The organism is Streptomyces sp. NPDC002926 (assembly GCF_053591755.1).
In genome coordinates, this window is record NZ_JBSFUK010000044.1 from 1 (window position 1) to 25,669 (window position 25,669).

General features: G+C 70.0%; 23 protein-coding genes and 1 pseudogene. 10 read left to right on the top strand and 14 right to left on the bottom strand.

Annotation, left to right across the window (positions count from 1 at the left end; genetic code table 11):
• Positions 1-921 precede the first annotated feature (921 nt).
• The 11 genes and pseudogenes from ACWDZ6_RS31470 to ACWDZ6_RS31520 form a co-directional block, all read right to left on the bottom strand.
• A complete protein-coding gene (locus ACWDZ6_RS31470; protein WP_451505563.1) occupies positions 922-1,167 on the bottom strand; it encodes a hypothetical protein in 246 nt (81 codons plus the stop codon).
• Positions 1,163-1,312, bottom strand: a pseudogene (locus ACWDZ6_RS31475) (helix-turn-helix domain-containing protein); the annotation flags it as partial. The gene ACWDZ6_RS31470 and the pseudogene ACWDZ6_RS31475, both read right to left, overlap by 5 nt.
• Positions 1,313-1,441: 129 nt before the next feature.
• Positions 1,442-2,170 carry a peptidoglycan-binding protein gene (locus ACWDZ6_RS31480; protein WP_451505541.1) on the bottom strand — a complete coding sequence of 243 codons (729 nt, stop codon included), beginning with the start codon at positions 2,168-2,170 and terminating at the stop codon, positions 1,442-1,444.
• Positions 2,167-2,751, bottom strand: a complete 585-nt coding sequence (locus ACWDZ6_RS31485; RefSeq protein WP_451505542.1) for a hypothetical protein — start codon at positions 2,749-2,751, stop codon at positions 2,167-2,169. The genes ACWDZ6_RS31480 and ACWDZ6_RS31485 overlap by 4 nt, the downstream gene beginning before the upstream one ends.
• Positions 2,748-3,359, bottom strand: a complete 612-nt coding sequence (locus ACWDZ6_RS31490; protein WP_451505543.1) for a DUF2589 domain-containing protein — start codon at positions 3,357-3,359, stop codon at positions 2,748-2,750. Before ACWDZ6_RS31490 ends, ACWDZ6_RS31485 begins: the two co-directional genes overlap by 4 nt.
• A 3-nt stretch (positions 3,360-3,362) precedes the next feature.
• Positions 3,363-4,076: a hypothetical protein gene (locus ACWDZ6_RS31495; RefSeq protein ID WP_451505544.1), complete on the bottom strand. Its 714-nt coding sequence runs from the start codon at positions 4,074-4,076 to the stop codon at positions 3,363-3,365.
• A complete protein-coding gene (locus ACWDZ6_RS31500) occupies positions 4,073-4,687 on the bottom strand; it encodes a DUF2589 domain-containing protein (RefSeq protein ID WP_451505545.1) in 615 nt (204 codons plus the stop codon). The genes ACWDZ6_RS31495 and ACWDZ6_RS31500 overlap by 4 nt, the downstream gene beginning before the upstream one ends.
• 410 nt (positions 4,688-5,097) lie before the next feature.
• Entirely contained in the window at positions 5,098-5,376 is a 279-nt protein-coding gene (locus tag ACWDZ6_RS31505) for a DUF6207 family protein (protein WP_451505546.1), read from the bottom strand.
• A gap of 228 nt (positions 5,377-5,604) precedes the next feature.
• Complete coding sequence (locus ACWDZ6_RS31510; RefSeq protein WP_451505547.1) at positions 5,605-6,831, bottom strand: cytochrome P450; 1,227 nt, start codon at positions 6,829-6,831, stop codon at positions 5,605-5,607.
• A 149-nt stretch (positions 6,832-6,980) separates the two neighbouring features.
• Positions 6,981-8,174, bottom strand: coding sequence for a cytochrome P450 (locus ACWDZ6_RS31515; RefSeq protein WP_451505548.1), 1,194 nt, complete (start codon positions 8,172-8,174; stop codon positions 6,981-6,983).
• A 330-nt stretch (positions 8,175-8,504) separates the two neighbouring features.
• Positions 8,505-9,032 carry an RICIN domain-containing protein gene (locus ACWDZ6_RS31520; protein ID WP_451505549.1) on the bottom strand — a complete coding sequence of 176 codons (528 nt, stop codon included), beginning with the start codon at positions 9,030-9,032 and terminating at the stop codon, positions 8,505-8,507.
• 280 nt (positions 9,033-9,312) lie between these two features.
• Between ACWDZ6_RS31520 and merB the strand changes: the two genes are divergently transcribed.
• The 6 genes from merB (at position 9,313) to ACWDZ6_RS31550 (ending at position 15,722) form a co-directional block, all read left to right on the top strand.
• Positions 9,313-9,759 carry an organomercurial lyase gene (gene merB / locus ACWDZ6_RS31525; RefSeq protein ID WP_451505550.1) on the top strand — a complete coding sequence of 149 codons (447 nt, stop codon included), beginning with the start codon at positions 9,313-9,315 and terminating at the stop codon, positions 9,757-9,759.
• Positions 9,760-10,345: 586 nt separating this feature from the next.
• The gene (locus ACWDZ6_RS31530) at positions 10,346-10,636 is read left to right on the top strand and encodes a hypothetical protein (protein WP_451505551.1); all 291 of its coding nucleotides are present in this window, start codon (positions 10,346-10,348) and stop codon (positions 10,634-10,636) included.
• 223 nt (positions 10,637-10,859) lie between these two features.
• Positions 10,860-12,089: an AAA family ATPase gene (locus tag ACWDZ6_RS31535; RefSeq protein WP_451505552.1), complete on the top strand. Its 1,230-nt coding sequence runs from the start codon at positions 10,860-10,862 to the stop codon at positions 12,087-12,089.
• A gap of 90 nt (positions 12,090-12,179) precedes the next feature.
• A complete protein-coding gene (locus ACWDZ6_RS31540) occupies positions 12,180-13,868 on the top strand; it encodes a transposase (protein WP_451505553.1) in 1,689 nt (562 codons plus the stop codon).
• Positions 13,865-14,608 (top strand): AAA family ATPase, encoded by a 744-nt coding sequence (locus ACWDZ6_RS31545; protein ID WP_451505554.1) that lies wholly within the window; start codon positions 13,865-13,867, stop codon positions 14,606-14,608. The genes ACWDZ6_RS31540 and ACWDZ6_RS31545 overlap by 4 nt, the downstream gene beginning before the upstream one ends.
• 13 nt (positions 14,609-14,621) lie before the next feature.
• A complete protein-coding gene (locus ACWDZ6_RS31550) occupies positions 14,622-15,722 on the top strand; it encodes a hypothetical protein (protein ID WP_451505555.1) in 1,101 nt (366 codons plus the stop codon).
• A gap of 18 nt (positions 15,723-15,740) precedes the next feature.
• Here the strand turns inward: ACWDZ6_RS31550 and tpg (ACWDZ6_RS31555) are convergent, their stop codons facing one another.
• Positions 15,741-16,061, bottom strand: coding sequence for a telomere-protecting terminal protein Tpg (gene tpg, locus ACWDZ6_RS31555; RefSeq protein ID WP_451505556.1), 321 nt, complete (start codon positions 16,059-16,061; stop codon positions 15,741-15,743).
• A gap of 501 nt (positions 16,062-16,562) precedes the next feature.
• On the opposite strand from tpg (ACWDZ6_RS31555), the gene tap reads away from it, so the two are divergent.
• From tap to ACWDZ6_RS31575, 4 genes are all read left to right on the top strand, one after another.
• A complete protein-coding gene (tap, locus tag ACWDZ6_RS31560) occupies positions 16,563-18,749 on the top strand; it encodes a telomere-associated protein Tap (RefSeq protein ID WP_451505557.1) in 2,187 nt (728 codons plus the stop codon).
• A gap of 10 nt (positions 18,750-18,759) precedes the next feature.
• Entirely contained in the window at positions 18,760-19,317 is a 558-nt protein-coding gene (tpg, locus tag ACWDZ6_RS31565) for a telomere-protecting terminal protein Tpg (RefSeq protein ID WP_451505558.1), read from the top strand.
• A gap of 596 nt (positions 19,318-19,913) precedes the next feature.
• Entirely contained in the window at positions 19,914-20,714 is an 801-nt protein-coding gene (locus ACWDZ6_RS31570) for a hypothetical protein (RefSeq protein ID WP_451505559.1), read from the top strand.
• 142 nt (positions 20,715-20,856) lie between these two features.
• On the top strand, positions 20,857-21,084 hold the full coding sequence (locus ACWDZ6_RS31575; protein WP_451505560.1) for a hypothetical protein: 228 nt from the start codon (positions 20,857-20,859) through the stop codon (positions 21,082-21,084).
• 190 nt (positions 21,085-21,274) lie between these two features.
• On the opposite strand, the gene ACWDZ6_RS31580 is transcribed toward ACWDZ6_RS31575, so the two are convergent.
• Complete coding sequence (locus tag ACWDZ6_RS31580; RefSeq protein ID WP_451505561.1) at positions 21,275-23,920, bottom strand: Helicase associated domain protein; 2,646 nt, start codon at positions 23,918-23,920, stop codon at positions 21,275-21,277.
• Positions 23,917-25,209, bottom strand: a complete 1,293-nt coding sequence (locus ACWDZ6_RS31585) for a hypothetical protein (RefSeq protein WP_451505562.1) — start codon at positions 25,207-25,209, stop codon at positions 23,917-23,919. Before ACWDZ6_RS31585 ends, ACWDZ6_RS31580 begins: the two co-directional genes overlap by 4 nt.
• Positions 25,210-25,669 lie beyond the last annotated feature (460 nt).

A 25,669-nucleotide genomic window follows, 5' to 3' on the forward strand; every position in this document is an offset into this window, starting at 1 on the left:
GGATGGCGGTCGTTACCTCCGAACTGCTGCGGCGCCCGGCCGGGGTGCCGCCGGCTCTCCTGGCGGCCCCTACGGCTCGTGGTCCGAGAGCGGGGCCGTACTGAGGTGGATGCCGCGGTGGCCAAGGTCCGAGGCGGCCGACGTTCCGGTAGGGGCCGATCCTGGACGGGTCACCGGGACGGGTATGCAAAACCCGACCGTCAGAGTCAGCAGTGCTCACCGGGACTTCTTCCTTCTACGGAGGTGAGTGCTTGAGGTTGGGCGGGTGCGCTGGTGCGCCTGCCCAGTCGTCAAGCCGTTGGATGCTAACTGTGACCCGCCGGAGCAGGGCGGGCGTCTGATGCGGCGAGGGCGGCGCAGAACCACCGCGGATGAACGCAGGCAGGTGGAGAATCCGGATATTGGACCAGGTGGGCTTTATGACTCCAGCGTTGGCCGCCGCCGGTCGGGGCGCATCTCGCGGCGTGGGCACAGGCCAAGAAAATCCGTGGGGTACCTGGGCGGATGCGACGTAGGCGCTGGGTTCGGACAGCCACCTTGCCCAGCTGGGGAGTTCACGTGACCGCCATTGCTTCGCCGCCCCCCACCCCGGGCCCCGGGGCCCCCGCTCGCTGATCACCGAGCACGCCGCCGCCGTCGTCGTCCTCCTGCTGGCCGTCCTGGTGGCGGCATTGCCGGGGCCCTCACTGGCTCTGGGCCTGCGATGCCGGGAGTTAGTGAGAATCCCGGAGTTGTCGAGAGAATTCCTATGGGGTTCTCTCTGTTGAGACTGACGCCTTCATGTCCATTTGTGTTGGTCAGTTCCTCGCCCGGGTGGACCGCCATCACACGGCCCGGGACTGACCAGGTGCCGAACCGTGGGCAAGCTCCCGATTGCCGGGTCTGCGAGGGGAGTTGGCCGCCAGCGCAGCCCGGCCTGGGTCAGCTGGAAGCGGCGTCGCCGGAGTCGTCAGAGCGCCGGCGGATGACGCCCGGCAGGGCGAGCAGCCCGACCATTCCCAGGCCAGTCACCACCAGGCTCAGCAGCGTGTTCGACACCCCGGGGTGTGACACGGCCGCGATGCCGCAGAATACCGAATAGGCGGCGACGAAAACGAGCGTCAGCCAGCCCCGGGGCCTGCCCCGCAGGGTCGAGTGCGGTGTGGACCGTTCCCATGCCACCTGCATAGGCGGACTTGCGCGAGACCCGTAACCGCCGCGCGACCTGCGGCGGCGTCACCCCTTGCGTGAATAACTCGGCAGCCTCGAACCGCACTTGCTCCCGCCGAGCCCGCTGCTTCGCGGTCAGGCCACCCCCATCGGGATACCGCATGACACCGGGATACACCCACCACCGAGATCACCGTCACCCCGAACCGAAAACCTCAGTAGCAACCGCCTTGCGGGTCAGGTGGGTTGTTCGGAACTTCCGGTCGCGACTTCCTTGTGGGGACGGCGCCGCTCACTGTCCCACTTCCACGTGCAGATGGTTGTGGTGCCCGGGGTAGGACCGCACACCGGCGATCTCCGTGTCGTTGAACAGGACACGGCGCACCGCCGGATGGGACAGCAGACTCTCCACCAGGGCGCGGGTTCCGTCCCGGCTGTAGACCGGGTCACCGATCGAGACCGGCCCGCGGGCGTGGTCCGTGCGCAGCGGACGCAGATCGACGTGGCGGCCGCCCTGGTGGGTCTTGTGCGGGGGCATCAGGCCGCCCTGTACGAAGCTGATGTCGCCGACCCCCATCTCCAGACCGGCGCGGTGCAGGGCCGCGGCGGTGCCGGTGAGGAGTTGCAGCATGGCGTCGGTGCCGTACTGGCGCTCGCTGTCCGCGTACGCGTAGTGGCCCGGGCCCTGGCGGGTGAACTGGGTCAGGCGGGCGCCGTCCGCAGGCCCCGACGCCGTCGCGGGGTCACTGCGGGGCGCCTCGGAGCGCTCCCCGGCGTCCGCCGCGAGGCGGCGCAGCGTCAGGCCGTCCGGGTCGACGCGGCCGTCGGGGGCCTTGAGGAAGCCGGACTGGTAGGACCTGATGGCCCCGCAGGTGGCTGGGCCGCAGTCGCCGTCGACCGCGAGTTCCGCGCGGGCGGCGCGGTTGAGCAGGTCCTGGACGACCCGGACATCGGCGGCGGTGTTGGTGCCACCGGCGCCGACCGTGGCGGAGATGCGCGGGACGGTGGTGGATGCGGTCATCCTCTGGCTCCTCTGTTGTCGCGGAGAAGGAAGGAGCGGACGCCGCCGGCGTCCCGGGTGCAGGCGGTGCCGTCGCCGACCAGGGCGTCGAGCGCCGCCTCGGCCACACCGGACGGCAGGCCCGTCGTACGGCAGAGCACGGACACCGACGCGCCGCGCCGGCCGCGTCGGCGCAGGGCCGCGAGGACGGCGGCGCGTGCGGCCTCGGTGACCGCGGGCGCGGCGGTGACACCGGGCTCCGCGGGGGCGGCCGGCCCCGCGGACCGGGTGGTCGGGCCCGCGTCGCCGGGAGCGGCCGGAGCCAGGGCCGCCAGGCGCCGCATCACGGCGGCGTACGGCTCCAGCAGCCCGTAGATGCGCCCGGCGGTCTCGCCGATGTGCTCGAAACCGCGCAGCACCGACGGATCGGTTTCGGGTCCGGCGGAGTCGCCGGGGAACAGCCGTTGGGCGAGCAGCACATCGGCCATGCGCTGATACGCGGTGGTGCCTTCGGCGAAGCCGCCCGCCCGCAGCGACTGTTCGAGCCGGTCCAGCGCCAGCGCCGCCGCCTCCACGCTGCTCGCCACATGACTTTCCGTCATCTCGGCTCGTCCCGCTCGGACCGCTCGTTCTGCTCGTCCCGCCCGGTCCGCTTAGCCGCGGCGGGCCGGGACACCGTCAGCTCCGTCAGGTCGAGCAGCCGCTCCAGGCCCACTGGCAGCGGCACGCTCTCGACCGTGACCTCGATGTTGATGCCCGCCGTTTCTCGGGTCTCGCTGCTGCTGACCGTGCGGGCCCGCGGCACGAAGCCCTTGAGGACGACCGGGCGGAGCTCGGCCCCTGTGAGCGCCCGCGGCACCGCGGCCCGGGCCCCGCGGATCTGCTCGGCCGGACGCTCGACGGCCGTCTGCGTCACGTCGTACGTGAAGGAGATCTTGGCCTCACGCACGGTCAGGGTGGGGATCGCCATCATGGCCAGCAGCGGCACTTCGAGGGCGAACTCGGCGGGCTGCTGATTCTCGTCGAGCTTGGTGTACCGGATGGTCACCGAGCGGAAGCGCTCATGGCCCTCGGCATCGCGGAGCAGGCCGATCTGCTCGACGAGGGCGAGCGTTCCGGCCGTGGCCTCGCGCTGGCCGCCGATGACGGCTGACAGCAGGGCACCGAGGAGCTCATCGAGCCCCAGCGTGGACACGTCGCGTATGGGCATGGCTCAGCTCTCCGTGTCGGTGGCCGGACCGATGAACTCCTCGATGTCGGCGAGGGAGACGGCCAGTTCGATGTGCTGAAGCGTCTCCGGGCGCCGCCGCTCCAGCTCGTCGGCGGTCACCTCCACCTGGACCCGAGAGCGCAGCGCCTGTTCAGCCGCCTGCCACTGCCGCGCCCGCTCCGCGAGCGGCGGCACCTCCCGTGGCAGCTCCCGCTGCAACTCCTCCTTCAGCCGGATCTGCTGGAGCCGGGCCTGCGCGTGCTGCGGCAGTGTCCGTACGCGCTCCAGGAGCTGATCGAGCGTCGACGCCACCACGTTGCCGGGGTCCCCGGCAACGGCCCGCTGGAGGGCAACGGCGTCGAGCACAACCGGAGCGCGCCGCAGCGCGTCGCGCCACAGCCGCACCGCCTCGTCCATGCCCAGTTCCTCCCGCCCCGGCAGCAACCCCGGCAGCAGACGGTCCCGCAGGGTGATGTTCCACTCGCGGGCGGCCCGGGCGACATCCAGCGGCTGCGGATCGGGAACCGCGACCTCGGCTGCCGAGAACGCCAGCCGTACCGTCATGCCCGTGACGGTGACCCGGGGCACGGACAGCGACGCGAGCACGGGATCGTCCCGGTACGCCGCCACGGCGCTCGCGGTCAGCGCGTCGGCCGCGAGCCGTGCCCGCACCACATCGGTCAGCAGCGCCCCCAGGACATCCCCCAGCCCCGTCACGACGTGGCGGAGGTCGGCTGTTCCTGGATGGCCTGCTCGAGTATGTCGAGCATCCGTGACAGCCCTGCGGGCATCTCGTCCTGGACCGCGCGGACATGGATCTGGAGGGTGTACTCGCGCTGCTGGCGCTCGCTGCTGCTCGACTTCTGGTTGTAGGTCGCCGAAACCCGCGCCTCGATCTTGATGGGGCTCCAGAATGCGGCGTAGCTGCCCTTGACCTCCGAGTCGAGATTGAATTCGGAACTGGTCTTGCGCTCGATCGAGTCGGTGAGTTTGGCGTTGAAGTCGATCGTCACCTCGTCGATCCTGATGAAAGGAATCGGGGTGATCGCGAGAAACGGAACGGTGAGCGAGAATTCCTTCTTTGTGTCGTTCTCGTCCTTCTTCGTGTAGCTGAAGGTGACCGACCGTACTTTGCCCGCCGACGCGTCCTTGGTGACATCGCCGAACACCAGGTCGTCGGGCTGCGCCTCCTGCTGGAAGCCGACCTTGTGAATAAATTCGATCGTCGACTGGGCGGCCAGGGCCTGGGCTTCGACAGCGGCCTTGAGCGGTGCTCCGATGAGTTGCGAGAACGGAATCTGCTGGAGTTCGGCGACGGCGCGCGACATGAATCCCCCTGAATTGTCCCCCGCTGCCGGGCAGTTCGGGACGAAGCCCCCGGCATTTACTCTCCGCCCATGCAACGGCGGGGATATGACGCCGTCAAGCGGGGCGGCCGGCTTGTACGGCGTGCGGCCGTGAAGTCGGCCCGTGGCGCCGTGCCCGCCGTATGACGTTTGGCGTAGAGGGGCGTACGGCCGCGCGGCGCGCCCCGCCACCCCGGGTCCGGGGTACTGAGTCGTGAATAACACCAAGGGGTGGTGACCGCGCAGACGAGTCGTTGTAGGTATGGAAACTGCCCTTGACCTGCAAGAACGCAGGCAGGGAGCCAGGATCTGGGACTGCCTCGGTGCTGCGCACCATGTTCAAGTCCAAGTTCCACCGGGCACCGTGACCCAGGCCGACTACGTCGGGTCTGTCATCCGTGCGCTGGGTCGTCTGGGTGCCGCAGTCGGATGTCCGCATAGACGCGGGCCTTCACCCCCGGCTGCCCGGGTGCCCGCCGGAGGGTGCCGATGCCGGAGGTGGCCCACCACTTCTCCAGCTCGCTCGTCACGGCGAGCGCGGTCGCCCCATCGTGGGAGGTGGTGGTGAGGGCGCCGGTCAGCTCGAACGCGCTCTGGAGCTCGTCATCGGGCACGCTCCCGTCCGGCGGAGCAACGGCGGCGGTGCCGGAAGGCTTGCCGACGACCGTCACGACAACGAGGTCTGGGTCATGAGTGGGGCGAGATCCTGGTCACGGCTGAGAAGAAACTGTTGTTCTTCCGGCGCCGGCTGAACTACGAGGCCACCGACGACCGCGTCACCCAGCCCTTGCGCGAGAGTTACTCAGCGCGCCCACAGCCGCCGGGAGTGGGCATGGGTGACAGCCCCAGCGCGTTGATCATCACGTCGGCGGTGTCTCCGGGAGGGGACAGGCCGCCAGTCATGCAAGGGCGAGGTGTCCACGGAATTGCTGGGGTACGGGGGCGAAGCGGCAGGCCATGGTGATCGTGTCGGCGTTCGGGACGCTGAGGCGGTAGCGGGTGCACATCAGGTAGCACAGCGCCATCAGCTGGATGGTGCCGATGTTGGCGCCGATGCACTTCTTCGGAGCCCAGCCGAACGGTACGTAACACGCCCGGTCGGCAGGCCCGTGCGGCGCGCCGGGCAGGAACCGGTCGGGATCGAAGGTGTCGGCCTCCTGCCAGAACCGGGGATGGCGGTGGATCATGTGCGGGCTCACGAGGTAGCTCTGCCCTTTCTCCAGCCGGGTGGCGCCGAGGTCGAACGAGGCGCGGGCACGCCGCACCAGCAGCAGCGGTGGGCTCCACATACGCAGCACTTCCTTGACGAACCGGTGGGTGACCGGCGCTGCCTTGGCTGGTGCGGCGCAGAACTCGACCGGGTCCACGCTCCCCAGCTCGCGGGTAAGCCGGTGCGTCCACTGCGGGTTGCGGACGAACTCGTACAGCACGCTCGCGGCCGCAGAGCCGGGGGGTCCGCCGATCGCGGTGAGTACCGCAGTGACGACATCGAGCGCTCGGTCCATGCCCAACTCGGGCAGCAGGTCGACGATCGGGTCGGTGAGGTCCAGTTCCCGGGCGCGGCGTCCGGAGGCGCGCTCGCTCAGCACCCGTCGTACGACAAGTCCGGCCCTGATCTGCACGGCGGCGAAATGCGCGTGATGGCGTAGCCCGCGGCCGGGGTGGCGATCGATCAGGCGTAGCAGCTTCTGGTTCAAGTCCTGTGTGATCCGCGCCGATTCGCCGGTTGTGAGACCTGAGAGTGCGACCGGCAGGATGGACTGCACGGCGACATCCTGAGCGAGCAGGACGAGATCGACGTCGTCGCCGAGCCGGGCATCAATGATCTGCCGCATCCGCGTGATCAGATCGGCGTTGTGCTCGCCGGTCGTGAGCGTGTGTAGTTGGGTGAGCCAGGCGGTGCGGATACGGGACCACCGCATCGGCGTGCTGCGACGGCGCCGGACCATGTCGACGAGGCGATCGCTCATGACGAGGCCGTTCCAGTTCGCACTGCTCACCATGCGTGCCGCGGCCGGCTCGAAGACGGCGAGCTGCTCGTTGTCCAGCCAGAAGACACCGCCCTCGGCTGCGCTGCGCAGCCGCAGATCGTGCAGGAAATCGTCGCCGTGGTGTGGAGTGGTCATGGCACTGCCTCTCACGGCCGGCGTGGAGAGCTGCGGCTCCCCACGCCGGTACCGATCAGATGTGGTGGTACAGATACCAGAAGTGGTGCGAGCCGTAGCCGGACCGGATGTTGAGGGCCGACTTGGCCGTGCGGAAGAGTTTCCTCATGTCATTCACCTCCTCTCGGGGCGGCGCCCCGGGCGTGCAGCTCCGCGGTGAAGCGTGGCGGTGCCAGCGCTGGGCCCAGATGGGGTCCGTTGCCTGTGGCGGTGACCGACAGATGCCAATCGCGGGTGATGATGCTGATCAGGTCCTCGAGGAGCGTCATCGTCACGGTCGCCCCAGCGCAGGTGTGCGGCCCGAATCCGAAAGGCATGAAAGCCGGATCGTGGAGAGGTGCCGCCCAGCGGCGCGGCTCGAACTCGTCGGGGCGCTCCCAGTGCCGTGGGTGGCGGTGCACGAGGTACAGGCACACATTCACCTCGTCGTGCGGACCGACTGTGACTCCGGCCAGTTCGTGCTCGCGGCTCGGCCTACGGGCGAACAGCCAGGCCACCGGCCACAGTCGCAGCGCCTCCCGGACAATCCACGACGGCTCCTCTGTGCTGGCGTCGGGGTGCGTGCCGACGAGATAGACCGACCAGCCGAGGGCAAAGCCGAGCGAGCCGACCGTGGCGAACAGGAACGACAGATAGACCTCGGCCACCTCGCCGGGATCCACCTCCAACCCGGCCCCGGTCACGGCCACATCGAGCAGATCGCGTGGCTCAGCAACACCGGCATGGCGGCGCGCCTGGACCTCCTGGACGAGGGCGCTCATCGCCCGGCGGCGGAACAGGAGCCGCGACATCACCGAATGGCGCTGTCGCGCACCGGCCAGCACCGCGCGGGTGATGATGCCGTCGACTGCCTTGTGGAGTTCTGCCGGGGCATCTGGACACAGCAGCACGTCACGCAGGTGCTCGCGGACAAGCAGGTTGCCCGCATCCGGCCAGGTGCTCGTGGGCACAAGCCGCCCGGCCACCAGGCGGGGCAGGTCCGCCCGGTGCGCATCGAGCCGGTGGCGTATCAGGGAGCGTGCCGCGCGGCCGATCTCGATCTGTGCGGATCTGGGGCCCAAGACCCCGTTACGCACGTGGAAGAAGTCGGAGGTCTCCATGAATGCGCCGCGCCGGTTGCCCATCACCTCGCGGGCGGCCGCAGGGCCGGCCACACACAGACGGCCCGATGCGGAGCGCCACATATCACGGGTGCCGTCGAACTCCGCGGCGAGAAAGGCCAAAGGGTCGTGCTGATAGGAGGCCGCACTGCGGCGCCGGCGAGCTGCCCCGCCGCTCGTTGCGCCGTCGGCCGACCAGGCCATGGCATCCCCCTCGACCCGAGCATGCGGCCAAGACCGCAGGCACGGTCTGTCCAGCCCAGCCACGACAGCCCCAGGCTCCATACCCGAGTGCCCACAGACCGTCGAGAGACAGCGTCCTCTCCGGGGAGCGGTCTGTCACGCCCCTTCACGGCCAGTCCGCCGACGACTCGCCACCGGCGACGAATAGGTGCGGCGCCAGCTATGCAGCGATGCCGCGAACTCGCCTGCAGACCACGCCTGGTGTCCGTGCGGCACGGCAAACCGGTCTGTGCCGGGCCGACCTTATTCCGGACCCTGCGGCGGAGTGGCCGCAGGGACCGAGCGCGGTCGCTACTGGTGGATCACCCACGCTTGCGCGGGATTGCCGCTGGTGCAGTGGTAGGTCTGGATGGCTGCGCCGTCCTGCCACGATCCGGCGGCGACGTCGAGGCACCGCCCGCCGATCTTGGAAACCACCGCGACCGGGAGGGGTGTCGGGATCGCTCCGGGAACATTCCACGCCATGCCCGCGGTGTTCGTGCAGTCCCACTGCTGGATCGGGGTCCGGTCGGCGTTCCTGCCGTCCTTGACGTCCATACACTTACCGCTGCGCGCGTTCACCCACTGGTAGTTGCCGCCGCCCAGGCCGACCGGCGCCCACTGCTGCTCGGGCTGCCCGTTGCAGGTCTGCTGGATGACCCGGGCCCCGTTGTCGTAGTACTCGGCCGGGGACAGCCCGGCACACTTCCCACTGCCGTAATTGGTGAAGGCGAAGTAGTTCGGGACGGCCGCCTGGGCGGGCTGCCCGCTAACCAGCAGCGCCGTGCCGGACAACGCGCCGGCCAGGAGGAACCCGGTGGCTCTGGAGCGGTGGTTCATGGTGCCCTCCGATCAGAGGAGCAGAGCCAGCCCGCATCCAGGCTGGCGGTGGCCATGGCGACGGATGTGCAGGCATTCATGCGAATTCTCCGAATTACGCTGCCGTCTTCCATGCCCTGCGAGGTCCCCATACCGTTCCCCACTGCCCGCTCCCCCGGAAGGGCACAACAAGCCACGTCGAAGTGGACATCGCCTCACGGACACCACACCTGCGTTAAGAGGGCATCTGATCTGGGTTGCTGGCGATTTGCTCCATTCAGGTGACTGCGGCGCCGGCGTCATGGGGGCGCACACCCTGTGGTGGGGCGGCTGCGCCTGGGACTCGTTCGCCATGCCCCACCTGCTTCAGGACGAGTCCGACGTTCTGGTGGCCACCCGCTGTCCGGCCTGCGACACCCCGCACGCCTGGGTGGTCGGCCGAGAGGCACCTCCGCAGGGCGATCAGGTGGCCCACTTCCTCACCCCCATGTACCGGGCCTGGGACGACGTCGTACACACCTGCAGCAACCAGCGCCTGTTCTGCTCCACCGACTGCGTGGATACCTGGCTGCAGCGGACGGGCCAAGAGCGCGGCTACGTCATGGATCTGGCCACCCTGTGGCGCTTCGCCAGCGACTGGTACACCGGACGCCTGGACCCGGGCTACACCCGCCGCGACCCCGCCTCCGCATCCGCCTACTTCGCGGAGGTCGGCCTGCGCGGACCCTTCTGGGGGCTGCCCGACTGAGGTCTCCATCCGCTTGCCACTCCCTTGCAAGGGAGCGATTGGACCAAGACACGGTCCGCGTCGTGGATGGCCAACTATCACTGCAAAGTGGCCAACTGCGAATCGACACAACGTCGTGGCCTGGGCTCGACGAACGGCCTACTGGCCAACTATCGGCCCCAATAGAGAGCTGTAGGTTTCGAAAATCGGAACTGCTGGGTTGCGATATGCGGAACTACATGGTTGGATCATGGGAAGGGGAGACCCTGGCCGCCGCCGCGAATCACAGCCGTCGCCACAGTCGCCTGTCCGCGAGGGCGGGCCCGTGCAGACATCGATCCGAGGAGCACCGTCATCGCCTCACTGGAATGGCTGGACCGCATCCGGGCCGAGGACAAGGTCGAGAAGGATCTGCGCGCCCTGCTGACCGAATCGCGTCAGAGACGTGCCTGTGCGCTGGCTGACGGGATCAAGCAGTTGCGTACTGCTGCGGCGGTTGGCCGGCTTCAGGACCCTCCCGTGAGCGGGCAGGCCGTCAGCAAGTACATCCGCGCGCACCTCTATCCCGAGACCAGCACCGGAACCGACGCCGAGGGAGAAGCGGCGCATGCCCAGTAACAATCCGATGGACGCCAAGGCGTACAACACCGCCCTGACGGAACTGCGCGGCGTACGAGACGACATCAAGGCCGTCAGTAAGGACCTGGAGAAATTGCAGCGGGAGCTGCAGCAGCTGGCGAGTGACCGGGACAAGCGGATCGCCGAACTGGCTACGTACGAGAAGGCGAAGGCGGACCGGATCGCGCCGGCCGCCTGCGATGTGCCGGTTTGGTGTCAGTGGGTGGTGTCAGTGACGGCATGTCAGGTCAGGGTGTTTTCGCTGGTGGTGGGGTGTTGAGTGTGGGGAGTCACTGACATGGGGCGGTGTGTGGTGCCGTGGTGGCTGTCATGGGGCGGTACACCCTTCCCTGTTCCGCTGTCATGGGAACGGCACTTCTGATCCTTCGAGGGCTGGTCGGCGGCACGGTGGTCGGCGTCGGGTTTGGGCGTCGGGAGGGTGTGGGGTGGGGGAGCCGGGCGTGTGGGGTGAGGTCACGGCGGGGTTGAGGGTGTCCAGGCCGGTGCTGGTGGCGCGGCTGCTGGAGCTTGAGGCGGCGGGGGCGTTGACCACGGCGCACGTGCGTGCGGGCGGGCAGGTCGGTGGGGTGAATGTGCGCACGGTGTGGCGCTGGCTGGACGTGGCGCGGACGGAAGGCCGTGTGGAGCGCAGGCCGCGGGCCCGGCTGGAGTTGTCCGACCAGGTGTGGGAGGTGCTGGCACAGGCGGGCGGGAACGTGTCGGTGCTGCACCGGCATTTGAAGGATGCCGGGGGAGAAGTGCCGTCGCTGGCGTCGCTGTACCGGGTGGTGCGGCGGGACCTGGAGGCCGGCAGGGTCTTGCCGGACCGCGTGGTGGTGCGGCGGGAGCGGGAGGAGCAGCGGACACGGCAGGCGCTGGTTGACCTTGCGCTGGCCGGGACGCGTGAGGGCGGCGCGGCGAAGGCGGCTGTGCGCCGGCCGCCGCACCCCGCGCCGGCGGCGGCGTCCGCGGTCCTGCCGTCGGGGGAGAGCGGTGCGATGGCGGGTGTGGCGTTGCCGGCGGGAGCACAGCTGGTGGGGACGTCGTCGGTGCGGGCGGTGGCCGAGGCGGTCGGGCAGGCGATGGCGGCGGAGGGCGCGGTGTGTGTGTTCGGCGACCCGGGCCGGGGCAAGACCGTGGCCGTGCGGATGGCGCTCCACGAGGTGGCCCCGGGCTGGAAGGTGACGTGGGTGCCGGTGCCGGTGCGCCCGTCGGTGGCCGGTATGCGGCGGGCGGTGTTCGATGCTTTGGCGCTGCCGGGCCGTTTCCCGCACACGTCGGCGCGTGCCGACGCCGCGGTCGCGGGGGCTTTGGGTGAGGCGCGGGTGTTGGTGGTCGATGAGGCGCAGCGCCTGCCTGTGCCGTGCCTGGAGTACCTGCAGAGCCTGTGGGACGACCCCGGCACGAGGATCACGCTGGTGCTGTGCGGGTCGGGCAGCGAGCGGGCGCTGGCCCGGCTGCCGCAGCTGGCGTCGCGGGTCGGCGGGTGGCAGGAGGTTCCGCGCCTGGCTGCAGCGGAAGTGGCGGCCGTGGTGACCGGCTTCCATCCGCTGTGGCGTACCGTCGCGGCCCCGGATCTGGCGTGGATCGACCGGTCGTGCGCCCACGGCGTGTTCCGCATGTGGGCCGCTCTGACTGCCCACCTGCAGAACGCGCTGCTGACCACCGCTGACGCGGCCGTCGACCGGGCTTTGCTGAGGCGGCTGTTCAGGAGGGTCGCGTCGCCGCTGTGAACCAAGCGCTGTGCAAGAGGCGGGAGAGGCGATTGCAGGCGCTCGGCACCCGGCACGTACACGATGTCCCACCGCGGGAGGGGAGCTGACATGGAGGACGGTGACGCCGTCCGTGCAGGCGGCGGGTTGCCTGCGGCGTCGAGGACGGCACTGCGCGGTCCGGCGGTCCGGCGGCTGCTCGCTCTGCGGGCGGGGAAGAAGCTGACAGCGGGTCATGTGCGGGTGGCTGCAGACGCGTTGGGGGTGGCGGAGCGCACGGTGTGGCGGTGGCTGGCCGCGGCTGAGGGTGATGAGGCCGCGGCCGCCAGCCCTGGTGCCCCGCCCCGGGCCGGTGCGACGTTCACGATCACGCCTGAAGTCCGTGGGCTGTTGGCGCTGTGGAAGGGGAACGTGCGGGCCGTCCATCGCGAACTGGTCCTCCGTGCCGCTCGGAAGTCTCCGCCTGCAGACGCACCGTCGCTGACGACGCTGCATCGCGCGGTCCGCCGGGACCTGACGCCGGGGGAGCGGGCCGGGCTCGCGGGAGGGGAGCGGGCGGCGCGCAAGCACGATGTGTTCCTGGCCCGGCCGCGGGGCTGGCGCAACCAGGTGTGGGAGACCGACCACATGCAGGCCCCGGTGCTGGTCGACGTCGACGGCACCGCCCGCAGGCCGTGGATCACGTGGTTCACCGACTGCGCTACCAACGCGATCACGGGTGTCGCGGTCACGCCGGGGGATCCGTCGCGGGAGTCGGTGCTGTCCGCACTGCGCTCCGCGGTCCTGCGCGAGGATCCCTACGGCCCGTTCGGCGGCCTGCCGGAGAAAGTGCGGGTGGACCGCGGCAAGGACTTCCTGTCCAGGACGGTGACCGCTGCGTTCGATCTCCTGGACGTGACGGTGGAGGACCTGCCCGCCTACACCCCCCACCTCAAGGGCACCGTGGAGGGTCTCAACCGGGCGGTGGAGAGCATGTTCCTGGCCGCGCTGCCCGGCTACGCCCGCCAGCCGAGCCCCGGCAAACGGGCTTCCCGTCCGAAGGACGAGATGGTGCTCAGTTTCGAGGACTTCACGGCCCGGCTGCTGGCCTGGACGCTCTGGTGGAACACCGAGCACAGCCCGGCGCCGTTGCGGGGAAAGACTCCGCTTGAGGCGTGGCAGGGCGATCCCACCCCGCTGCGGGACGTGCCGGTCGCGGATCTGTGGACCTTCACCCTGGAGGACGCCGGCACCCGCACGCTGACCACCCGCGGGGTGCGCTTCAGGAAACGCGACTACGTGGGAGCGTGGATGACCGGTCAGGCCGGTATCCAGGTCAGGGTCCGCTTCATGCCCCACCACGACCACCGGATCGAGGTCTACCACGCGGCCACCGGCCGCTACCTCGGTCCCGCAGATCTGGCCGACCGGGCCACCGAGGAACAGGTCAGCGCCGTACGGCGAGCACGGGCCGCCCGCACCCGCCGCCTCAAGAAGGACCTGGAGGCTTCCCAGCGCGAGCGCTACGCCGCCGTGAACCAGCCCGAGGCCCCTCAGCGGCTCGGTGCGTTGACCACCGCGCAGGCCGAGGCCGAACTCGCCCAGGCCACCGAAACCGACCTGTCGCAGCTGTCGCTGCCGGACCTCATCCCGCCCGCCGCGCCGCCGGCCGGGTGGCGTACCCCTGCTTCCCTGGCCGCGCTGACCACGCCAGACCGGCCCACCCCGCTCCCGTCCGGCCGTGATTCCGCTCCCGCTCCGGACGGCCCCGACGGGCGGGCCGCACGTCCCATCACTGACAAAGACGGAGACGCCTCGTGACTGCGGCCACCTACCAGTACGTCGACCTGACCGACGCCTCCGTGGTTACCACCCGCGCCCTGCTCACTGCCCGGGAGAACATCACCGACACCGTCGCCGCCCGCGCCATGATGTGCATCCACGGCGGCGCCGGCTTCGGCAAGACCCTCGCCGTCAACACCTGCCTGCGCGAACTCGAACCCGGCGAGGACGTCCGCCGGGTCACCTTCCGGGCCCGGCCCACCGCCCGCGCGGTGCGCTACGAACTGTTCACCGCGCTCGACCTGGCCGGCGAACCGCCGCGCCACCCCAGCGAGTTCGACCGCCTGCTGAAGACGGCCCTGGCCGAACGCCCCCGCACCTTCCTGGTGGACGAGGCCCAGTGGCTCAACGGGGAGGCGTTCGAATACTTCCGCTACCTGTGGGACGAACCCTCAACCCAGCTCGCGATCATCTTCGTCGGCGGCGAGGGCTGCCACACCGTGCTGCGCCGCGAACCGATGCTGTCCTCCCGTATCTTCATCTGGCAGCACTTCACCCGCCTCACCCCCGGCGAGGTCCTGGAGGCCATTCCGCTGTTCCATCCGGTGTGGGCCGACGCCGATCCCGACGACATCGCCTTCGCCGACCAGCACGCCGCACACGGCAACTTTCGCGCTTGGGCCCAGTTGACCGCCCACACCTGCACGGCCCTGACTCGCACCGGCCGCTCCCGTGTCGATCAGGAGCTGCTGCGCTGGGCCTTCAGTCGCCTCGCCTGACCACCACGCTGCCATGCCGCTCGCCGTGCCACCGTTCGTCGCCGTGGTCATCGACCCGGGCGACGATGCGGTTCACACGCACACTGCCCTGGCCGCCCACCATCCGCCCTCCGGGCGGATCACCCTGCACCCCGGCCCGGGCACCACCAGCGAGACCGGCCTCGCCCACGACCTTCTCGCCGCCCTGGGTAAACCGCCCCTGCTCCCGGGGCGTTTCCCCGCTGGCCGTCAGCCCGCCTGGGAAGCCGCCACCGCATGGATCACGGCCCTGCCCGTCACCCGGCTGACCGTCCTGCGCGCCCACCGCCTCACCGCCCGCCGCACGATGCGCCTCCTGCAGTTGCGCGCCCTCACCGGCATCCACCTGACGCTGGTCTGTCACCGCCCTCATCTGCCCGCCGTCCTGCACCAGGCGCTGCAGACGGCCGACTACTGCGTCACCGCCGACTTCCAGGCCGCCCGCCGCCACTACTACGGCACGACCGCACCCGTACCCCAGTTTGTTGACGAGCCCGCCCGGCCGGCTGACCGGTGGCTCACCCTGCCCGTGCTGGACCGCCTCGTCTCCTACGACAGCCCCGCTCCCTGCACCGCCCCGTGCACGCCGCCAGCGATCACCTTCCGGCACCGCCCGCCACCCGCACCGCTCACCGAGCAGACAGCCCGGGAAATCGCCCAACGCCTGGCCGCCGTGACCGCCCATCCCCGCTTGGCCGCAGCCCTAGCCGCCGCGCTCTTCACCGGTGCCTCCTTCCAGCAGCTCGCCACCGCCCGTCCCGGCGACTACGACGACGTCGCGGCCACCCTGGCCCTGCATGACCGCGCCCGCTACACCGACGGCTGCGCCACCCACCGCGTGCCGCCGTGGGCGCGCGTCTTCCTGAAGGCCGCCGTCTGCTTCGCCCGGCTCGCTCCTGGCCAGGACCAGCATCTGCTGGCCGGCTCTCACGACCGCACCCACCTGCTGCGCGTAGCGGAGGCGGCCAGGCTCCGCCCGCCCCAGCCGCCCGCCGGCCCGCGCACCGGCCGTATCCAGTGGGACTGGCGCGAACGAAAGGAAGCACAGTGCTACGACACGATGCTGACACGGCACCAGCTCCCGCCCTCGTCCTGAGCCCGAACCAGGTGCACGTCAGTCGATGGAGAAATCAGCGAACTCCACGTCGGTGAAGGCGATCCCGAGACCGTGGGCACGCAGGCCTCCATCACGGAAGTAGGCATGCCCCAGCGCTCGGGCGAGGATCACCAGCTGCTGCTGCTCGCCTCCGCCGGTGTCCCGGGCGGCGAACAGCTCGCGGGCCACTTCTCCCGACAGGTACTGGGTGATCAGCCGTACTCGTGGATCGTCCGACGAGCCTGCCGGAGCGGCGAAACCGAACCGCGCCCTGGTGTGGAAGACAACCCGTCGGCCTCGGCCCGGGCCCGTCGGCGGGCGCGCACCAGGGGCTGCCACCGTGCCCTGACGGCCTCATCGATCAACCCCGCATGCACAGCACTGGGACGGCGGCGCATTCCCGGCCGGGTGGTGACCCACCGCTGTACCGTGCGCTGGGAGATCCCCAGGAGGACGGCCACGTTCTTCGTGGAGCCCTTCTGCGTCTTGAGCAGGAAGCGCACAGCGGTGTCACCGGTGGGAATGGGACGGGTCAGCAACGCTCGTTCGAGTCCATTGACGATCTCACCCATGCCCGCCCCCGAGCGCTCTGCCACCGCGATGGCTGGTGCACGGCGGCTGTCTGCTCTCCCAGATCTCTCACACCAAGCCGCTTTCCCTGGCCAGTTCAGGCATAGCCAAGACACCACCGCGGACCCTCGGCTAGAGAGCCTGGAGCAGCCCAAGCACGAGGGCGCCCGTTCCGCGGTAACCGTGCCACCAATCGCCGTCTACGGGATCCGTACGCATTTGGTACGCGAAATGTGCGCTTCACGCTAGGGTCGGGGCAGGAGGTGCTGCATGTCCGAGCTGTTCGACGCGGTCGACGCGCTCATCGCGTCCCGCTCCCCGCTGCCGCCCCCGGCGGAGCGCAAGCGGCTGCGCCAGGCGCATGGCCTGACGCTGGACGAAGTGGCCGCCGCACTGCAGGTGCGGCGCGCGACGGTCAGCGGCTGGGAGGCCGGCAAGACCGAGCCGCGGCCGCCGGAGCGCGACGCATACGCCCGCATGCTCAAGCAACTCGCCCAGCTCTACCCCGCCAACGCTCCGGTGCCCCCTGAGGACACGGCGATCCCCGAGACGTCTGCCGTTCCGGCCGCTCCTGCGCCATCGGCAGTTGAACCGGCCCAAGCCCGCACTGCACCCACAGGCCCGGCTGCGGAGCCCGCGAACACCGCACTCCGCCCCGCTGCCCCTGCTGCTGTACCGCGCCCGGCCGCGAAGAAGGCCGTCCCCGCAGGCACCCCGGTGGGCGGCACCGATCCGCGTTTCGAGAACGGTCCGCTTGCAGTCGTCGACGTTGCCGACGGCCAGGTGCTGGCGTACTGCGTCGGCGGCCTGGTCCTGGACGTACCGGCGAAGTCGATCCCGGCCCTGGTGGAGTGGACGCTGCGCGAAGGGCGGTTCGGCCAGCCGAAGTTGTCCGGGCCGGGCAAGGATGCCGACCCGCTGATCGTGCTGACCGAGGTGGCGTGCGAGTACTACGGCCTGCCCGTCACGCTCACACAGCAGGAGCGCCTGGCCGGGCGGCTGCCGGAGGGCCACAAGGTTATCAAGCAGCTGACGCGTGCCCACTGGCAGCTGACGAAGCGCGGGTTCGGGCCGTGGGCAAGGATCTACCGCCCCGCGCAGGGATCGGAGCGGGCCTGCGTGCAACTGTGCATCCCGTCGTGGAACGCGCTCGACACCCGGCACTGGGCCGACGCCGGGCAACTGCCGCCAGCGGACCTGGCCCGGCTGCTGGGCACGTATGCGGCCCGCGTGATGACGCCGCGCGGATCGACTGCTGTGACCGGCCTGGAGCTGATGACCGCCCTGCACCCGCCGACCCGCGCCTCCGAACCGGACGCGACGGGTAAGCGGCACTCCGAGCACAACCCCGGCTCGCTGGGTAAGGATCCGGTGGACTGCGCGCCGTGCGAGGCACCCGACGGGCACCCGGTCCTGGCGGACCTGCCGCGCTTCCATCACCGCACCCCGGCCGAGGTCCTGGTGGAGGAGGCGTACGACTGGGCACGCCCGCTCACCGACGCCGAATGCCTTCGCCCCCACCTGGTGGGCATCGACGTGAACATGGCCTTCGCCGCCGGCGCCAACGGCCTCACGGTCGGCCTGGGCGCGCCGACGCACGTCAAGAACCCCGTCTTCGATCCCAAACTGCCCGGCTCCTGGCTGGTCGATCTGAGCCACGTCGACCTGTCCCGCGTGAAGCTCGCCAAGCAGTGGACGGACCTGGACGGCGAACTCCTGCCGAGCCCGTTCACCCCGAAGGGCGAGCGCCCGGAGGGGCCGGCCTGGTACGCCACGCCGACCGTGGCGTACGCGGTGGAACTCGGCTACGACGTCACGCCGATCGAGGCGTACGTCCGGTACGAGAACGGCCGCTACCTGGACGGCTGGTACAACCGGCTGCGCGATGCCTACCTCGCCACGATGGCCGACCTCGGCGTCGACGCCGACCTGGAGCCGGCCGACTTCCTCGCCGCGATGGACGGCTACCGGAGCCGTGACCCTGAGCTGGCGATCGTCGTCTCGGCGGTCAAGGCGACGGTGAAGGGCGGCCTGGGCAAGCTGCGCGAGCGGCCCCGGGGTGAGGGCTGGCGGCCGGGCGAGCCGTGGCGGGCGCTGTCCCGCCCCACCTGGCGGCCCGACATCCGGGCGGCGGTCATCTCCCGCACCCGGGTCAACCTGCACCGCAAGATCGTCAAGCATGCCGCTTTCACCGGGCAGTACCCGGTGGCGGTCCTCTCGGACTGCGTCGTCTACGCGTCCGACGGGCCGTCGCCGCTGGACTTCCTGCCCTACCGGGACGGCAAGCCGCTGCCGGGCGGCTTCAAGCTCGGCGTGAACCCCGGGCTGGTGAAGCACGAGGGCACCCAGAGCGTGCTGTGGGGCGAGGGGGTGCGCGAGCAGTTCAACGCTCCGGAGCTCAACCTCGCCCGGTACATCAAGGACGGCACCGTTACCGATCAGGACACCGGGGAGTAGGTAGAGCGCGATGAGCGTGTTCGGGGACGGCCTGGAAGCCGCGGTGCAGAAGGCGTTCACCCGCCCGGTGCCCAAGAGCGCGCCCGCGCAGATGCGGTACCTGGTCAAGCAGCTCAAGGGCACCAAGGCGGTCGCCCAGATGCTGCGGATCTCGCAGCGCACGGTCGAGCGGTACGTGAAAGACCAGATCAAGAAGCCCCGCCCGGACCTCGCCGCCCGCCTGGAGCGGGAGGTGAAGAAGAGGTGGCAGCCGCAGATCCGTGCCCAGGCGCGGCAGAAGGCGGCGACCACCGGCGGCATCGTCATAGACACCCGCGCCCGGATTGGCTACACCGCGCCGATCGGGACGACGGACGAGGACCGCCTCCGGCACTTGACCGTGGCGCTGCCGCCGCAGTACGCCGCCCGCCTCTTCGACGCCCAGGAGGCCGGCGCCAGCGACCAGCAGCTCCAGCAGATCGCCGCCGAAGCGCTCAAGGAGGTGTACTTCCAGGACAACGGCCGCCGCGCCGGCCAGCTGGAGGAGGTCCGCTTCACCGGTATTGAGCACCTCGAGTTCGGCTTGTAGATCCCGAACAGCCGCGAGCCCCGCCGACCGTTCGTCTGCGCACCCGTCAACTCCAGCGCCTGGAACTCTTCGTGGCCTCGCCGATGTAGTCCAGGTCTGTCCTGTCCATCCGTACGTGAGCCCCTCCCGCCCCACCGGCCTGGCCGAGGCGCGCACAGAACGGCTGCTGGCCAAGGAGTCGCTGTACGGCTCGCTGGGCGCCTCCGAGCGGGAAGCGACCCGGCACGCCGGAGCAGTGCCTGAAGGGCTCTCAGAAGGCCGTCTGTGGCCTCGTGTTGTGGGCGCTAGCGGAAGAAGGCCAGGGTTGCGAAGCGGGGTCGGCGGCCGGAAGAGCAAGGTGGTCGGTCGGGTCCGCCGTCGTGCCGGCACGGAGGCGGCCGGGCATGCGGGTTGTGAAGCTGAGGCGTACCCCATCCTAAACAGTAGTTATCCCAGTTGACCTTTCACCTGGGTCTCTCACCTGGATCTGTCACATGGCCCTTTCAGCGGCTATCACATATACCCGCTGGGACGTCCATGGTCAGCAGCTGGGACATCAGCTCTTGTGAGGCTGGATCGTTTGGGGTTGGAGAGCTCAGCTGGCTACCTTCTGGTGCATGAAGACGACGACGCCCGCCAAGCGGGACATGCAGGAGACGGCCGCGACTGGGCGGGACACGCGTACGGCGGTCCTCGCCCGTTCGATCCGGGCCAACGTGCCGCTGCGTAAGACCTTCGTTCAGGCGAACAAGGGGGCCGTCAGCCGTCATGGACCCCTGAAGGACTTCGTGACCGGGAGGGACCTGCGGGGCCTCAAGGCCTACCTGATCATCGTGGCCGCGTGCAGCAACGGGGACAACGGCTGGTCGACCACGCACGACAGCGCGGTGTGGGCGCGGCTGATGGACATCCACGAGACCGCGACCGACCAGTCCGCCCGTACCGGTGCTTGGCGGGCCCTGCGCCGGCTGCAGGCGCGAGAGCTGATCGAGTGCAGCCGCAGCGGAACCATGATCACGGTCACTCTCCTGCGCGAGGACGGCAGCGGGAAGCCCTACGACCGCCCCGTGGGCGACGCGGAGGAGAACCGCTTCCTGCAGATCCCGACCACGTTCTGGACGCTGGGCCGTGACGAGGACCTGGACCTGCCGGGCCTGGCCCTGTTCTTGGTCATCGCCCGCGAGAAGAACTGGTCGACCTTCCCCGCGGAGAAGGCCCCCGAGTGGTACGGCTGGTCCCCCGACACCCACGAACGTGGGCTGAAGAAGCTTGTCGCCCTTGGGCTCGTCGAGCGACGCGAACACCGCACCAAAGCCCCGCTCTCCCCGCTCGGCTTCACCACGGCCCACCAGTACCAGCGCACCGCCATCACACGGCCGCGTAAGCCCAGGAAGACGGCCGCACCCGCTGGGCGGTGATCCCGGTCGTCTTGCAGGCCTCAACCCCGCCGTCTCGCACTCTGCTGCGTGCCTGCCACCCCGTGACGCAAGGGGTGCGGGCGCCTCATGCTCCGCGTTCCGCCTGCGGACCGTCCGCAGGCATCCCAGGGAGGGAACCCTCATGTCCACCGCTACCAACCAGTCCCAGCAGCCGCCGGCCACGCAGTCCTCGGGCACGGACCCCGTGCTACTCCTGGTGCTGGGAATTGTCTTCGTCCTGGCGCTGGGCGCCACGCTCTACCTGTGCCTGGTCCACCCCTCGTTGACCGGGCCGATCGGGGCGGTGGGTGGGGTGGCCTCGGCGCTGGTCGCTGCGTTCGCGGTGGCGTTTGCCCTCCGTCGGCGCTGACGACCGGTGGGCTGAGCCGCTGAGATCGCCGGCCGCGTCCACGCCGTCGTCCAGACCGTCAAAACCCTGCGCCCCGGGCCCCCATGCGGTAGATCTGCTGACGGCACGAGGCACCCAGGACGCTTGTCCTGGGTGCCTGGCTGTGTACGTCGCTGACCATCCGATTCACCGTCTGGCCGACTGGCGGCCCTCACGCCCACTCCACACCGAGTTCCGCGAGTACGGCGCGCTGGGGCTCGGTGAGCTTGTCCCGGCGCTGTTTCTGGTTGGCGTACCAGACACCCAGTTTGTGCTCATGCTTTTGGCCGTCGACTACGACGGTTTCGACATGCCCCCGCGGTACGGCTTTCTGGGCACCCTCGCGTTCGATCCACTGGGCGAGGGCCTCAACACCCCGCTGGAAGGCCGCCGACAACTTCCCGGCGCTCTTGGCCACAGGGGTCGGTGCAGGCCGCTCAGCGGGTGTCGCACCCAGTGCGGTCAGCCGTTGCCGCTGCTCCTGCGACAGCCCCGTCCAGGATTTCGCCTGCTGCTGGATCCACCGCCCCAGATCGTCGCCCTCGAACAGCACTCCGGGTTCGATGACGGGCAGGATGCCGTCGGCGTCGACCAGGTCGGCGAGTACGCGGTAGTGGCGTTGCCAGTCCAGTGGCCAGGGGCAGTCCCAGCCCGGGTCGATCGCCGTCAGCTGCTGTGCGCGCTGCGCTGCGCGCTCGGGGTCCTTCCCGAGGCCGCCTTTCCGGCGGAGGTTGGCCATGTGCTGCCCGATGGGCATCATCGCCTCGCCCTCGCCCCAGACCGCATCCTGGCGTGGGGCCAGGTGCCCGGTGGAGTGCCGGTACGACCGAAGGGCGGCGAGCTTGCTCTCCCAGGCTTCTTCGCCGGGCTCCCACACCATTCCGGCCTCCGGCGCGTCCAGCAGCTCCTTACGTCGCTCCTCCAGTTCCCCGGCTCGCAGTGCCTTGCGCTGCTGGTGCACCCATCTCCCCAGCGGGAAGTCCTTCGTCACGCCGACCTCGGTCTCCACGTCATAGGGGACGGCGTACAGGCCGGTGATCTCGTTCTCCGCCCGCCAGCGCAGTAGGGCCTGGTAGCCCTCCAGCCATACCAGGGACTCGGGCCGGTAGACCCGGGTGCGCAGGAAGGCCGCGATGGTCGACGCGTCCCGGGGAGAGGAGAAGTGGAGCAGGGCGGACTCGGCGGCGGCGGCGGTGTCGTCGTGCTCCTGGTCCTCGCTCACCTCGCCGCCGGCCTCGACGATCCGTCCGTCCTCATCGCGCCGGATGTGCACCTTGCGCTGCCCGCTGGTGAGGGCCCGGGAGGCGAGCTGTTCGACGAGTCGTTCATCATGCGAGCGCAGGCCCTGAAGGACGGCTACGAGGGGGCGGAAGCTGGCGGAGGCAACCATGTCGGTCGGGTCCTCGCCGGGCTCGAGGAAGACCGGCACGATGATGCGGGCGACCTTGGTGGAGCCGTCGCGGTTCAGCCTGAGCGCCCGGCCGATGTTCTGCACGATCTCGACCTGGGAGCCGCGGGTGTCGGCGAAGCAGACGGCTTCCACTCCCCGTTCGCCGGTGATGTCGACGCCTTCCCCGAGGACGCGAACGCTGGCGAGGAAGGCGCGGTGGACCCGGCGGCCGGCCGCGTTGATGCCGTTGGCGAACTGCCGCAGCACCTCGCGCCGTTCGGACACGAGGTGGTCGCCGCACAGCCATGCCGACCACACGCGGTCCGGGGGTACGTGGCGGCCGGCCTCCAGCTCGTAGAAGGTCGCGTCGATCGACGACGCGGGGAGCCGGTCCGCGGCCGTCAGGTCGTCGTCGGAGGCGTCGTTCACGTACAGCTCGGCTGCCGTCTTCGGCATCTTCTCCGCGAACGCCGCCGCTTCCTCCACCTTCTGATGGAAGGTCATCACGGTGCGCAGGTTGTACGCGGCCGCGTGCTCCAGCAGGGCGGTCTGCAGCAGGGCCAGGCGGCGGCCCCGCAGCGCCTCCTCCGACAGCCCGAGGACGGGGGAGGGGTCGCGGATCTCCAGCACGTCGATCTCGAACGGGGCGAGGATTTCCCGCTCGATCGCCTCCGAGAGCCCGAGTTCAGCCCCGGGCAGCCAGGCGCCGAACGTGCCGTCCGGGTCGTCGGCCATGGTCGCGATCTCCAGCTCCTGGCCGTCTGCGCCCTTCTGCGGCCGGGGCGCGGCGAGGATGCGCGGGGTCGCGGTCAGGTACAACCGGAAGTCCGCCGGGATGCGGGCGTTGTCGTGGATCGCCGCCCACGGACGACCTAGATCACCTGCCGTACCGTGGGCCTCATCCACGATGGCGAGCGAAAAGCCGTCCATGCGCTGTCCGTACAGGCGCTCTCCGCCCGCCAGAGCGGCCTCCAGCGGCCCGCGAACCTTCCGCTGGCCCGTCGGGTCGTCGAAGTCCTCGCGGTCCACGAGAGAGGCGTACGTGGCGAACACGATGACCGGCCCGTGCCCGGCCCACAGGGCGAGCTGGATCGGGTTGGTGGTGGTGCGCACCCCCAGCTCGTTCAGCACGGGGTCGTTCTCCAGCGAGCACACCGCGACCATGGGGGAGCGGTGGCCCACCGCCCGCCACGCTTGGGCGGTCTGCACGAGCAGGTCCAGGGTCGGCACGGTCACGAGAGTCCGGCCGTCCCCGAAGCACTCCAGCGCGCACGCGGCGGCCATGATCGTTTTGCCGGAGCCGGTCGCTGACACGATCGTGCCACGGGCACCCTTAGGGGGCACAGATGATCTTGCAGGGAATCCGGCCCACTTACGGAAACTCGACTTCTGGTCGATCTGGTGTTTCTTGAGCGGAATCCTGCTCATCGCCCGTCCTTTTCACCGGTATCGTACAGCCAGCTGTCGTGAAGCCTTTCCAGTGCGGTTTCCTCCTGGCCGTGCTTAGCCCAGATCCCTTCGAGCCAGAGCGGGGTCGTTTCGATCCTCTCGCACAGTGCGAAGCAGCCGGGCAGGTTGATCAGCACGAGCTCGCCCGCGAACATGCCGCCGGGCCCGTAGTGGCGCCACAGCCGCTCTAGCCGCGCCCGGTGCTCGTGCAGGTACGCGTCCAGTGCCTGCGGGTAGGTCTCCGGCTCCGCCAGGTGCACGGTCCGCAGGGCGATGTCCACGAGCTCCTGGGACGGCTCCTGGTCCCACTGCTCGGAGCTGGTGCCGGTCACGGCGGCATAGTGCTGCTCGCACACGGCGAGGACGCGCTCGATGAGCTCCGCCGGCGCCTCGCTCTCCTCGCCCCGAACGGAAGGCCGGCCGACACCCATGTGCCCATCGGGCAAGGCGCGCAGTTCGCCAGTGCGGGCGCTTGCCTCCACCAGGTCCAGGCCGTGGTCGGCGAGATGAGCCAGGAGCAAGCGGGACAGAACCTCTCCGTCCCGGGCGTACAGCTGAGCGCTGTCCTCTCCGCTGTCAGGGGAGACGATCGCGCGAGTGAGGACGGTGTCGAAGAAGAACTCGGACAGGACACCGACCAACTCCGAGCGGGCAGATGCCGACTGGTCGTCCAGGGCTGCAACAGCGGCGTCCATGACCGCAGTGAGGAACCGCCCGCGAGCTCCCTGCAGTTGACGCGCCTCGCTTTGTGGGCTGTCCTCGACGGCCTCCACAACGCGGTACAAGCCCTGGTCCCCATACAGGCCACCCGGCTTCTCCTTCGCCCGGCGCACCTTCGCCACGGCCTCCTCAACGGACCGCGCGTAGGTGTAGTTCGTCACCACCGAGGCTCCGGGGTGCGCCGGGTCGGTCCGCTGCGCCACGATCCGATAGCGGATCAGCTCGGAGTCAGACCCCACCGCCCCACCGCTCGCACCCTCCTGACGGTCCCGCAGCGCTTGGTGCCAGCGGTCCGCCTGCGCGTCGTTCTCGGGGGAGTAGGCGTCCCACGCCGTGCCGCCCATCAAGGTCCAGATGCGCCGCAGCTCGTTCCGCCGAACAGCAGCCAGCCGCTCTTCCGTGTTGAGCGGCCTTGGCTGGTCCTCGCGGCTTTCCAGGCCACCCGCAGCCACCAGCCGCTTGTGGATCTGCTCCGCCGTCAATCCGGTAACCTCACGCTGGATTTCCTCCCGCGCCCTGAGGCGCATTTCGACGCTCAACGAATTCAAGTCATCCCCTCCTTCACGACCCCGCCCATGCGGTTGGTGGATGTCCCATGTTTCCGCCAACACTACATGGTGCATCAACCTGATGCACTCACTGCACTGAAACCCGACACGAACGAGCGACCCCACCCCCTCGCAGCCAGCCCGGCCCGCGACAGAGGGCCCCAAGGGACTGGAGGCACAGCCGGAAGGACCGTCAGGCGGGGGAGCGCAGCGGACCCGCCCCCGGGAGTGCAGAGCACTCCCCAACTCCCCTACAAGAAGCCCCACTAGCCGCACATGACATCCCGTCAACCCGGCGGCCGCGCATCGCGCGCCGCGCCGGACGCGCAGCGGCCGGCCCCACCGGATCCCGAAGCGCAGCGCAGGGATCCCCGCCCACGCGCAGCGTGGGCCAGTGGGAGCGCAGCGACCGCTCCACTTGCACATCGCGCAGCGATGTGGTACCCGCGGAGCGGGTACC

Excerpts from the sequence above, each read along its gene's own strand:
- ACWDZ6_RS31470 (WP_451505563.1), bottom strand. The coding sequence starts at position 1,167 with ATGCAGGTGGCATGGGAACGGTCCACACCGCACTCGACCCTGCGGGGC.
- ACWDZ6_RS31480 (WP_451505541.1), bottom strand. The coding sequence starts at position 2,170 with ATGACCGCATCCACCACCGTCCCGCGCATCTCCGCCACGGTCGGCGCC.
- ACWDZ6_RS31485 (WP_451505542.1), bottom strand. The coding sequence starts at position 2,751 with ATGACGGAAAGTCATGTGGCGAGCAGCGTGGAGGCGGCGGCGCTGGCG.
- ACWDZ6_RS31490 (WP_451505543.1), bottom strand. The coding sequence starts at position 3,359 with ATGCCCATACGCGACGTGTCCACGCTGGGGCTCGATGAGCTCCTCGGT.
- ACWDZ6_RS31500 (WP_451505545.1), bottom strand. The coding sequence starts at position 4,687 with ATGTCGCGCGCCGTCGCCGAACTCCAGCAGATTCCGTTCTCGCAACTC.
- ACWDZ6_RS31510 (WP_451505547.1), bottom strand. The coding sequence starts at position 6,831 with ATGACCACTCCACACCACGGCGACGATTTCCTGCACGATCTGCGGCTG.
- ACWDZ6_RS31515 (WP_451505548.1), bottom strand. The coding sequence starts at position 8,174 with ATGGCCTGGTCGGCCGACGGCGCAACGAGCGGCGGGGCAGCTCGCCGG.
- ACWDZ6_RS31520 (WP_451505549.1), bottom strand. The coding sequence starts at position 9,032 with ATGAACCACCGCTCCAGAGCCACCGGGTTCCTCCTGGCCGGCGCGTTG.
- merB (WP_451505550.1), top strand. The coding sequence starts at position 9,313 with ATGGGGGCGCACACCCTGTGGTGGGGCGGCTGCGCCTGGGACTCGTTC.
- ACWDZ6_RS31530 (WP_451505551.1), top strand. The coding sequence starts at position 10,346 with ATGCCCAGTAACAATCCGATGGACGCCAAGGCGTACAACACCGCCCTG.
- ACWDZ6_RS31540 (WP_451505553.1), top strand. The coding sequence starts at position 12,180 with ATGGAGGACGGTGACGCCGTCCGTGCAGGCGGCGGGTTGCCTGCGGCG.
- ACWDZ6_RS31550 (WP_451505555.1), top strand. The coding sequence starts at position 14,622 with ATGCCGCTCGCCGTGCCACCGTTCGTCGCCGTGGTCATCGACCCGGGC.
- tap (WP_451505557.1), top strand. The coding sequence starts at position 16,563 with ATGTCCGAGCTGTTCGACGCGGTCGACGCGCTCATCGCGTCCCGCTCC.
- tpg (WP_451505558.1), top strand. The coding sequence starts at position 18,760 with ATGAGCGTGTTCGGGGACGGCCTGGAAGCCGCGGTGCAGAAGGCGTTC.
- ACWDZ6_RS31570 (WP_451505559.1), top strand. The coding sequence starts at position 19,914 with ATGAAGACGACGACGCCCGCCAAGCGGGACATGCAGGAGACGGCCGCG.
- ACWDZ6_RS31575 (WP_451505560.1), top strand. The coding sequence starts at position 20,857 with ATGTCCACCGCTACCAACCAGTCCCAGCAGCCGCCGGCCACGCAGTCC.
- ACWDZ6_RS31580 (WP_451505561.1), bottom strand. The coding sequence starts at position 23,920 with ATGAGCAGGATTCCGCTCAAGAAACACCAGATCGACCAGAAGTCGAGT.